This is a genomic window from Psychrilyobacter sp. (assembly GCF_049671765.1).
Lineage (GTDB): Bacteria > Fusobacteriota > Fusobacteriia > Fusobacteriales > Fusobacteriaceae > Psychrilyobacter.
Genome location: NZ_JBATVM010000041.1, coordinates 23,686 through 33,801, shown reverse-complemented (window position 1 = coordinate 33,801; position 10,116 = coordinate 23,686). Strand labels below are relative to the sequence as shown.

Below are 10,116 nucleotides of genomic sequence, written 5' to 3'. Positions count from 1 at the left end.
TCACCTTGGAGACTACGAGGTTGATAGGTTGGGGGTGTAAGGGCTGTGAAGTCTTTAGCTGACCAATACTAATATGACGAACACTTAACCTAAAGCAAAATTGATTTAGAACGAAAGAGTTAATTTAGGACAACATTATTATATAGTTTTGAATGTTTAACAATATTCATAAGAAAGTAAGCTTGGTAAGAAAAGCTACGGGGGTACACCTGGTCACATTCCGAACCCAGAAGTTAAGTCCGTAAACGCCGAAAGTACTTAGGGGGCAGCCCCTTGGGAGGATAGGAACTTGCCAAGTCTTTTTTATTTTTTGAAGAGATTCAAAAAGAAGAGGAGTCATCAATTTATTTTGATGGCTTTTTTATGTATACAATCAATAATAAAGATAGAATTTGTACCTTCATTAGTAAAAATAAAAAAGATCACCAAATCGGTGATCTTTAATGAAAAAAATTATTTTAAACCATCCCAATAATAACGACTGGATGCGTTCCAAACAAGATAACTGTTTAAACCTTCTACTTTAAGAGCTCTTATTTGTTCGATTAATTCCTCTTTTTTATAACTTCTATGATTTTTAATCCAAGGAGCACTAAATCCTTGAATCCATGTTTCAATAATAGCAGGATTTTCTAAATTATTATTTCTTAAAATTACGTCTTTTGTATAATTATTTAAGAGAATAAATGGATTATTATCTGGATTTTTTAATCCATATGTCCCTTTTGCATAGTGAGAAGGATAAGCCATAGGATTTATAAAATCAACTACATTAGAGATAGTTTCCCAGTGTTGACCGATATTTTCATCAGTTTTTGAAATTCCAATTTGTCCAAAAACAGATGCAGCAGTATAAACTTCTTTTTCAGATAATTCATCATGGGCATATTTTAAAAATCTTTGGATAACTTCTACTTTTGTTTCAGAATAGATATTATTATAGATTAATTTTGAATTTTTTTCTAAGTTTTGTACCCTATCAGGAAATCTGACATAATCGAATAAAATTTCATTAAATCCAAAGTCAGCAGCTTCCTTTGCTAACTCTACATTATAATACCAAGCATTTCGATTGTAAGCTGATAACCAAGGTATCTTATCTGAACTCTGATATGCTTTATTGTATCTTTTATCTAAGATGACATCACTTTTATTGGAAATGGCATATGCTTCATCTTTAAAAGTAGAGATTCTTCCGACAAGATAGATATTATTTTTCTTTAATTTTTTTATAAATGTTTTCATATCTTTTATTCGAGGACGTATATAGGAATCTCCTAAAACTTCAAGGGCTATAGGTGATTCGAATAAGACTCTTCCGTGATCATTTTTTATATCTAAAACAAATGCATTAATGTTTGTTTTTTTGGCTAACTTAATATAATCATCTACGTGATACATTCCATTAAGAGAGATATAGATAGCTTTGATATCTCCTTTAGGATTATTTTTATAAAGTTTTTTATTGATAGATTTAAACTGTACATCTCCTAATTGATAGAGCTCTTTGATATCAAAATCTGTATCGATCATTTTTTTTATAAATTTTTGTTCACTATTATTTTCAACTGTATCTTTCACTTCATTAGTGTCTTTATCTATTGGTATATCTGTTAAAATTTTGATAGTTTCAAATATATTTTTATCTTTTAATTTGACCTCTGTCAGATATTTTTTTTCTATCCATCCTTTATAATTTGATTTATCAGTGGATATATATATCCAATTTTTTTCTGTTTTTAAAATATTAACTAAAGTTCCGATTACCAATGAATTTTTTGGTTTTCCATGGATATTTTCTCTTAAAGTAGTTAATTCTGAAATATACATAGATGACGGTAAAGATATTTTCTTTTTTGTTTCTTGTTTTATTTCTTGTTTTATTTCTTTTTTTTGAAAAAAGTCATCTTTATTTTTAAAGATAAAAAAAAATGCCATAATAAGTATGGTAGAAAAAAATATTGCTTTTATTTTCGACATGAATCTCTCCTTTGTTCTAATTTGATATGAGTAAATTATAACATAGATAATGAAATAAAAAAATCAGGGAAAGCTCCCTGATTTTTACGAAAACAATTTTTTATTTTTCTACATGCACGTCCATTTGTGGATATGGAATAGAGATATTAGCTTTATCAAATTCAATTTTTGCCATTTTCATAGACTGGAAATAAATATCCCAATAGTCAGCAGTTTTACACCAAACTCGATATACTATGTTAACAGATGAATTTCCATATTCTATAACCTCAACGAAAGCTTCTTGGTTTTTCAATATCTTTTCTTGAGAATTTGCAATCTCAAGAAGAACTGATTTTGCTTTTTCAATGTCATCGTTGTAACCTACACCAAATACAATATCTACTCTCCTAACTGGGTTTTTAGAGTAATTTATAAGTGTATCATTAGATAATTTGCCATTTGGGATAACAACTCTTTTATTGTCCACAGTGTTTAAAAGCGTTGCAAAAATTTGTATTTCAATAACTGTTCCTGCAACTCCAGAAGTTTCTATATAATCACCGATTTTATATGGTTTAAAGAGGATGATTAGTACTCCACCGGCAAAGTTTCCTAAACTACCTTGAAGTGCAAATCCAATAGCTAAAGAAGCTGCACCTAGAACAGCTATAAAGGATGCCGTTTGGATACCTAGTGTAGAGACGATAATAATAAATAAAAAAGTAAAAAAAAGTGTGTTGATAATAGAATGTAAAAATTTCTTTAAAGTAATTTCAGTCTGTGCAAGTTCCATTTTTTTATCTACCAGTAGCATTAACTTACTGATGATGTATTTTCCAATAACCCATATTAATATAGCATAGAGAAGCTTAATTCCATAATTAACAAAAAGCATAGAAAAATAATCCGAGTAATTCATGATTTTACCTCCTAAAATAAATTTTTCTTTTTATTATACTGTATAAGAAGATTAAATCCTTTAAAAAAATATAGGCAGATTAGATATATATAAATAAAGTTTAAAAGATTCTATTGACAAAGAGTTAAATTGAGTTATAAAATATAAAGTGAAAAAATATATCTATAATAAAATGGGGGGAGGTATGGAAAAAATAAAATTAAACATATCAGGAAATTTAGTAGGAATAAAAATACCTTCAACTGCAGTTTTTGAAGTAATAGAAATAGATTTAAAAAGTATAGTTATAAAAAACTATAAATTGCTGAAGACACTAAAATTTTATAAGATAATAAATTCAAATTTTAGCGAAAGTGAAGTATTACAGTTAGGAAAAATAGTAGAAGCTACTTTGAATTTAAAACCACTGGAAAAATCTGAAAAATTAAGTAATGTAGCAGAGAAAAAGATTGAGTATAAATTTCATTATGGAAATTTAAGATCAGGAGAAAAAATTAACTCAGAGACCAATGTCGTGATATTAGGTAATTTGAATCCTGGTTCATATGTACAGAGCAAAAAGAATATATTTGTTTATGGGAAAGCCCATGGGACTCTTCATGCTGGATGCGATATGAGCAAAAATCAAACTAGTTTTGTATATATAGAAGAAGCTCAATTTCCAAAAGTAAGAATAGGAGAGGCACAGCTTATGTATGATGATAAAAAAATCGATAAAAATATTATGTTTGAAAAAAAAATGGGAAAGATAGCCGTAAAAAAAGTAGATAAAAATCAGAGAAAAGAATTGCTGAAAAAAATAGGGATTGATTTGATATAAATATAAGCAAAATAAAGATGATATAAGGGAGAAAAAAATGATTATATTAGGAATAGAAACATCATGTGATGAAACGTCTATATCGGTTTTGAAAGATGGAAGAGAGATGTTATCTAATCATATCTCATCACAAATTGACATACATAAAGAATATGGGGGAGTTGTTCCTGAGATAGCTTCGAGACATCACATTAAAAATATAGCGGCAATAATGGAAATCAGTTTAAAAGAGGCTGGAATAACTTTAGATGATGTAGATTATATAGCTGTAACTTATGCACCTGGTCTTATAGGGGCACTTTTAGTGGGGATTTCATTTGCTAAAGGGATTTCTTATGGTAGGGATATACCAATAATACCAGTACATCACATAAAGGGACATATTTATGCTAATTTTTTAGAACATAGAATAGAGCTCCCTGCTATTGCGTTGGTAGTATCTGGTGGGCATACAAATATAGTATATATAGATGAAAATCATAAATTTTTTAATCTAGGTGGAACTCTAGATGATGCAGTAGGCGAAACTTATGATAAGGTCTCGAGAGTAATGGGACTAGGATATCCTGGGGGACCAGTAATAGATAAATTGGCGTATGAAGGGGATAGTAATAAGATTCCCATGCCGGAACCAAAAGTTGGAGGTTATGAATTTAGTTTTTCAGGGGTTAAAACATCTGTAATAAATTATGTGAATAAGAAGAATATGAAAAAAGAGGAGTATAATCCTGCTGATATAGCAGCTAGTTTCCAAAATAGAGTAGTGGATATATTGTGTAAGAAAACTATTAAAGCTGCTTTGGAAAAAGGAGTTAAAAATATTGTTATAGCAGGCGGAGTAGCAGCGAACTCATTACTCAGAAAAGAGCTATTAAAGAGAGCGAAATCTGACGAGATAGAAGTTTTTTATCCATCTATGAAATTGTGTACTGATAATGCAGGGATGATTGCAGTCGCAGGATATTATAAGTTGACATATGGTGACTCAGATAAAATATTTGCAGATTTAAAATTAAATGGAATAGCAAGTATGGGAATAGAAGAAGATTAATCTTAAAAGAGGGTGACCTGTAAGTAGAACTTCTACTTTGATCATCCTCTTTTTGTTATTTGATAATTAAAGTTAATTGGTTGGGATTTGTAGACATGGTACTTAAATCAATTTGTTTTTCGTAGCCATAAGATTTGATTTTTATATCTATATTTTTTTTGTTTTCAGGAAGATTTAATAATAAAAAACCATTTGTATCGGTTTTATGAGGTATACCTTCGATAATAATTTCTTTATTAGAAAGTGGTATTTTAGAACCATTTAAAAACTCTAAGTGAATTCGTATTTGTCGACCTTGTAAGATAATATTTTTATTTGTTATATCATCTTTTGTCACGTTAAAAACATCGGAATAATAATATTTATAAGACTGTAATCCAATACTTATAAAATAGCTATTATTTATCTTGATGTCAGAAAATTCATAATATCCATTTTGATTAGAAATAGTATTAGCTACAACTTTACCTTTTTTATTTCTAAGACTTAGATGGAGGCCACTCAGAGGAGTGAAACTATTACTAACTATACCCGAGATATTAGATAGGTATGGCGTCAAAGAAATCTTTAAACCAGAAAGGGTAGAGAAACGTTCTAACTTTGTTACAACACCAAATGCTTTATATCCGTCTTTTTCCACTTTTATAAATAATAGGCCTGGAAGGATAGAGGAAGCAAATTTTCCGAAATCATCGCTCTTTAAATATAATATGTTATCTCCATTTTTTATCATGATATTAGCATTTAAAATGGGGGTACCCTTGTCATCTGTTACTATACCTTCGACATAGCTGAGGAGCTCTCTTGTATCTAGAGTAAGATCATAAATTTTATTGGGTGTACTAAAATCATAAATTAAGTTTTGATTTTTTTTCAAAACAAAACCGGGCTTTTTAAGGGTTGTTTTATATTTTTGAGGTGGTAAATTTATAAGGAATTCACCTGCAAAATTACTCATAGTTTCGTAAGAGTTGTTATTTACATCTGTGAATAAAATTTTGGCCCCCCCAATAAATTGATCATTATTTTTTATAACACCATGGATAGCTGTTTGTACAGATGGAATTGAAATTACTATGTTTTTATTGACTGATGAGTTGATTTTGACTCCTCTAAAATAAAAGTTAGAATAAAATCTGCCTTCGATCATAAAATCATAGATCCCATCTTCTAATTCAACAGGGATAAAAGTATCTTTAAGTTTGATTTTTGTTTTGATTTTACCATTTTTTAAGACTACAAGGGTAAGCTCTTTAGGTGGAATTATTTTTCCAATATTATTTTTATAGAAGTTTATTCCTTTGTTTTTAGAAATATTTCCAAGGACAAAAAATCTATTTTTAGGGATATCTATATCTATAAAAAAATGTTCAGAATTATCTTTAAAATTTAATATCTGTTTATTTTTTTTTGAATTCTTTGAAGAAAATATAAATTCATATGTCCCAGATAGAAACTCGAGAGACTTTGTGCTACCTAAAAATGGGACCTTAGTAAACCTACTTGTTCCAATCTCACGATATTCAATGAGCCCAGTATTTACAGAAAATTCAAAGGTAACATAGGAAGTATTTATCTTTTTCATTACAAAGGTAAGATTTTGTATCTTATGTTCAGATTTTTTTAGAGTTAGAATTTCCTCTTTATAACCCTCTTTGGAAATTGAAATATTTAGGAACTCTTCTGGAGTGTTAATGGTAACACGGCCTTTTGAATCACTTATTTTAACTTTATTATTGATGTTCGCAATAACTTCTTTCAATGGAGATTTATCTTCTCCTATCATTGTTATGGTTATAGAATAACAAGTGATGTTGAATAGTAATATAAATAAAAGTATTAATTTTTTCATAAGTGCCTCCACATTAGATTGTTTTACTAAATTATACATTATATCTACACTATTAAGTAATAATATTTTAAAATTTTATTGGTTTTGTTGAGGATATTTATAAAAATTAATTAATAATTAACAAAAATAACTAATTTGTTAGGAAGGATTGAAAAAAGATCTTAATGTGGTATAATTATAATTGAACTAAAAAAAAAGGGTGATAACTATGAGAGAAATGAATCATTTAGATTTGTTAGATGAAAAAGAAAAAAAAATGAATCAATTATATAGTATTCAGCATGAGAAAAAGTATTATTTAGGGGAATATAGAGAACGTGTAATAATAGCTTTAAAAATAGATCAATTGGTGGAAGATGAGATTTATTTGGAAATAATAGAAGCTATGAAAAGTAAGCAATCTAAATTTTTAAAATTAAGGAGAGATGTAGGGTTGAAGTATCTAAAACCATATATAAAGGAAGCGGAAAAGCTAGACTTTAGATATGAACTTATAGATGGTCTCAGCTATTTAGGTGACATAGGACTTATAGTAGTTTCCGTGAATTCTTTAGATAATGAAGAAGAGGAATTAGTTGTAAGGGATATGGATCAGGATTTTTTAGATGTAGGATTGGGATATGAATTTTCTAAAAATCAAAATAAAAGTATTTGTAATGAGTGTTATCTCAAAATCGAGGATAAATTACCTAGTTATTTGGATAAATTTAAAAGGCTTAATATAATAGATAAATTACTAGGAACTAATTGTCCGGTATGCAGAGATAGAAAGAAATTAGGAGGAAATGAATAAAGATGATAGGAGCTTTTAAAATAAAGGGTGGAAATCCACTCAGTGGGACACTAGAAGTAAGTGGAGCAAAAAATGCAGCACTGCCAATAATAACAGCAACAATAATAGAAAAAGGAACTCATATTTTACATAATGTACCAAATTTAAGGGATATTGGAACTTTGATGAAATTATTGGAGAGTTTAGGGTTAGAAACTGAAAAAATAGGAAGTAATAGTTATAAAATTATAAACAATGGATTGACTAATTTAGAAGCTGAATATGATCTAGTAAAAAAAATGAGAGCATCATTTTTGGTTATGGGACCTATGTTAGCACATGCAAATAGCGCTAAAGTATCTCTTCCAGGAGGATGTGCAATAGGTTCTAGACCTGTAGATTTACATCTAAAAGGATTTGAAGGACTAGGAGCTACAATCGAAATTACCCATGGGTATGTAGAGGCTAAAACTGAAAAATTAATTGGGGGACATATTGTATTAGATTTTCCAAGTGTAGGAGCTACTGAAAACATTATAATGGCCGCTGTAAAAGCAGAAGGAACAACTACTTTGGAGAATGTAGCCAGAGAACCTGAGATAGAAGATCTGTGTAACTACTTAGTTGCTATGGGAGCAAAAATTGAAGGGATTGGTACTGGAAAACTTACAATAATAGGTGTAGAAAAATTAACTCCGGTAGAGTATTCTATAATGCCTGACAGAATAGAAGCTGGAACCTATATGGTTCTTTCGGTTTTATTTGATGGAAAGATAAAAGTTAAAGGAGCTATAAAAAAACATTTAGGAAGTTTTGTAGCAAAACTAGAAGAAATGGGAGTAAAAGTCAATTTTGACGGTGATTTAGTTACGATAGACGCCAAGATGGAGAATTTAAAACCCGTAATTATAAAAACAGCTCCTCATCCAGGATTTGCGACGGATCTACAAGCACAATTTATGGCAATGTTAGCATTAGTTTCTGGAAGCAGTGAGATAAAGGAAACAATATTTGAAAATAGATTTATGCAAGTCCCGGAATTAAATAGAATGGGTGCAGATATTCATGTAGATACTCATGTATCAATAATAAGAGGAGTAAAAGAATTTAGTAGTGCAGAAGTAATGGCTAGTGACCTAAGAGCAGGAGCAGCACTTATTATGGCAGCATTAAAAGCTAAAGGTGAGACTATAGTAACTAGAATATACCATGTAGATAGAGGATATGAAGAGATAGAAAAAAAATTAAAAAATATAGGTGCAGATATAGAAAGGGTTAAGGTGGAGATGTAGTAATGGAAAAAATAATAGGAATTAATGCTGTAAATGAAGCAATAGAATCTAATGCAAACATTGAATACATAGAGATATTTACAGGGGTTAGGCCTGAACAAGTAGCTAAATTAAAAACTAAAGCCAGTAAAAAGAATATAATTGTTAAAGCATGTAAGAAAAAGATTGAAAATTCTCAAGGTGTAGTAGCTTATATAAGTGATTATGATTACTATATAACTTTTAAAGAATTTTTAGAAAGTGCCGTAAAGGAAGAAAATTCTACTGTACTCATTTTAGATGGAATACAGGATCCTAGAAATTTTGGTGCACTTATTAGGAGTGCAGAAATTTTTGGCGTTAAAGGAATAATAATACCAGAAAGAAATTCTGTAAAGATAAACGAGACTGTAGTAAAAACATCTACAGGAGCGATAGAATATGTTAGTATAATTAAAGTGAAAAATATAGCAGAAACAATTGATGAATTAAAAAAATACGATTTTTGGATCTATGGTGCAGAAGGAAGCGCGAAAAAATATTATCACGAAGAAAATTATCCTGCCAAAGTAGCCTTAGTTTTAGGTAGTGAAGGATTTGGGATAAGAAAAAAAGTAAAAGAACATTGTGATGTTTTGATAAAAATACCTATGAAAGGTAAGATAAATTCATTGAATGTGTCGGTTGCGGGTGGAGTTTTACTATCGGAGATGTCAAAAAACCGATAATAAAAACTAATCGTGATATTAAGAGAAAATTGTTTTTAATAAGATTTTAACGGGGGTAAAAATTTTGGGAGAGAGAGCGAGATTTGAAGTTACTGAAGAAATATTAGAGGAAGCAAAAGGTGGAAACGAGGAAGCTGTAGGGATGGTAGTAGAAAACTATAAAGGTTTTGTTATGATGAATGCCAAGAACTATTTTTTACTGGGTGCTGAAAGAGACGATCTTATTCAAGAAGGAATGATTGGGTTATTAAAAGCAATTAGAGCATATGATACTGATAAAGCAGCATCATTTAAAACGTTTGCTACAATTTGTGTTAAAAGGCAGATAATTACGGCTATAAAAAAGGCCAACTCCAACAAGAATAAAGCGTTGAATACATCTATTGGGATAGAAAATGAAAATAAAGAGACTAATAGGGAAATAGAATATTTTAGAGGATTAAAATCTTATCAATCGTATAACCCGGAAGAATTGGCTTTGTCCAAGGAGCAAATGAACGGATTAAAATCTTATTTAGAGAGAAAATTGAGTCCATTGGAAACATCTGTTTTTAGATATATGGTAAAAGGATATCCATATAAAGAGATTGCGGAAAAAATGGATGAAAAAGTAAAGGCGGTTGACAATGCCATTCAAAGGATAAAAAGAAAAAGTGAGTTATGGCTGGATACATACAAAGGATTAAGTTAGGTTTCCACCTAGCTTAATCCTTTGTGATATAAATAAAAATATAGAGTAGG

The 10,116-nt window shown here is 29.6% G+C and carries 9 protein-coding genes and 2 rRNA genes; 8 read left to right on the top strand and 3 right to left on the bottom strand.

The features are described from left to right. Together WBG30_RS01940 and rrf are read left to right on the top strand one after the other, a co-directional pair. Positions 1 to 92, top strand: a 23S ribosomal RNA gene (locus tag WBG30_RS01940); the annotation flags it as partial. Between the two features lie 89 nt (positions 93 to 181). Further along, positions 182 to 298 (top strand): 5S ribosomal RNA (rrf, locus tag WBG30_RS01935). Between the two features lie 155 nt (positions 299 to 453). Here rrf and WBG30_RS01930 read toward each other — a convergent pair. Together WBG30_RS01930 and WBG30_RS01925 are read right to left on the bottom strand one after the other, a co-directional pair. Continuing rightward, positions 454 to 1,980, bottom strand: a complete 1,527-nt coding sequence (locus WBG30_RS01930) for a putative glycoside hydrolase (RefSeq protein ID WP_424502958.1) — start codon at positions 1,978 to 1,980, stop codon at positions 454 to 456. 100 nt (positions 1,981 to 2,080) lie between these two features. Further along, positions 2,081 to 2,881: a mechanosensitive ion channel family protein gene (locus tag WBG30_RS01925; RefSeq protein ID WP_424502957.1), complete on the bottom strand. Its 801-nt coding sequence runs from the start codon at positions 2,879 to 2,881 to the stop codon at positions 2,081 to 2,083. A 184-nt stretch (positions 2,882 to 3,065) separates the two neighbouring features. Between WBG30_RS01925 and WBG30_RS01920 the strand changes: the two genes are divergently transcribed. Together WBG30_RS01920 and tsaD are read left to right on the top strand one after the other, a co-directional pair. Continuing rightward, on the top strand, positions 3,066 to 3,701 hold the full coding sequence (locus WBG30_RS01920) for a septum site-determining protein MinC (RefSeq protein WP_424502956.1): 636 nt from the start codon (positions 3,066 to 3,068) through the stop codon (positions 3,699 to 3,701). A 37-nt stretch (positions 3,702 to 3,738) separates the two neighbouring features. Beyond that, complete coding sequence (tsaD, locus tag WBG30_RS01915) at positions 3,739 to 4,752, top strand: tRNA (adenosine(37)-N6)-threonylcarbamoyltransferase complex transferase subunit TsaD (RefSeq protein WP_424502955.1); 1,014 nt, start codon at positions 3,739 to 3,741, stop codon at positions 4,750 to 4,752. Positions 4,753 to 4,807: 55 nt separating this feature from the next. On the opposite strand, the gene WBG30_RS01910 is transcribed toward tsaD, so the two are convergent. Further along, positions 4,808 to 6,604 carry a carboxypeptidase-like regulatory domain-containing protein gene (locus tag WBG30_RS01910; protein ID WP_424502954.1) on the bottom strand — a complete coding sequence of 599 codons (1,797 nt, stop codon included), beginning with the start codon at positions 6,602 to 6,604 and terminating at the stop codon, positions 4,808 to 4,810. A 208-nt stretch (positions 6,605 to 6,812) separates the two neighbouring features. On the opposite strand from WBG30_RS01910, the gene WBG30_RS01905 reads away from it, so the two are divergent. The 4 genes from WBG30_RS01905 (at position 6,813) to WBG30_RS01890 (ending at position 10,066) form a co-directional block, all read left to right on the top strand. After that, the gene (locus tag WBG30_RS01905; RefSeq protein ID WP_424502953.1) at positions 6,813 to 7,397 is read left to right on the top strand and encodes a DUF1694 domain-containing protein; all 585 of its coding nucleotides are present in this window, start codon (positions 6,813 to 6,815) and stop codon (positions 7,395 to 7,397) included. A gap of 2 nt (positions 7,398 to 7,399) precedes the next feature. Then, a complete protein-coding gene (murA, locus tag WBG30_RS01900; protein ID WP_424502952.1) occupies positions 7,400 to 8,668 on the top strand; it encodes a UDP-N-acetylglucosamine 1-carboxyvinyltransferase in 1,269 nt (422 codons plus the stop codon). Between the two features lie 2 nt (positions 8,669 to 8,670). After that, positions 8,671 to 9,375, top strand: coding sequence for a 23S rRNA (guanosine(2251)-2'-O)-methyltransferase RlmB (gene rlmB, locus WBG30_RS01895; protein WP_424502951.1), 705 nt, complete (start codon positions 8,671 to 8,673; stop codon positions 9,373 to 9,375). Positions 9,376 to 9,439: 64 nt separating this feature from the next. Then, entirely contained in the window at positions 9,440 to 10,066 is a 627-nt protein-coding gene (locus WBG30_RS01890; RefSeq protein ID WP_424502950.1) for a sigma-70 family RNA polymerase sigma factor, read from the top strand. Positions 10,067 to 10,116: the final 50 nt, after the last annotated feature.

Bases quoted from the DNA above. Each gene is read 5' to 3' on its own strand.
- WBG30_RS01930 (WP_424502958.1), bottom strand. From the start codon at position 1,980: ATGTCGAAAATAAAAGCAATATTTTTTTCTACCATACTTATTATGGCA.
- WBG30_RS01925 (WP_424502957.1), bottom strand. From the start codon at position 2,881: ATGAATTACTCGGATTATTTTTCTATGCTTTTTGTTAATTATGGAATT.
- WBG30_RS01920 (WP_424502956.1), top strand. From the start codon at position 3,066: ATGGAAAAAATAAAATTAAACATATCAGGAAATTTAGTAGGAATAAAA.
- tsaD (WP_424502955.1), top strand. From the start codon at position 3,739: ATGATTATATTAGGAATAGAAACATCATGTGATGAAACGTCTATATCG.
- WBG30_RS01910 (WP_424502954.1), bottom strand. From the start codon at position 6,604: ATGAAAAAATTAATACTTTTATTTATATTACTATTCAACATCACTTGT.
- WBG30_RS01905 (WP_424502953.1), top strand. From the start codon at position 6,813: ATGAGAGAAATGAATCATTTAGATTTGTTAGATGAAAAAGAAAAAAAA.
- murA (WP_424502952.1), top strand. From the start codon at position 7,400: ATGATAGGAGCTTTTAAAATAAAGGGTGGAAATCCACTCAGTGGGACA.
- rlmB (WP_424502951.1), top strand. From the start codon at position 8,671: ATGGAAAAAATAATAGGAATTAATGCTGTAAATGAAGCAATAGAATCT.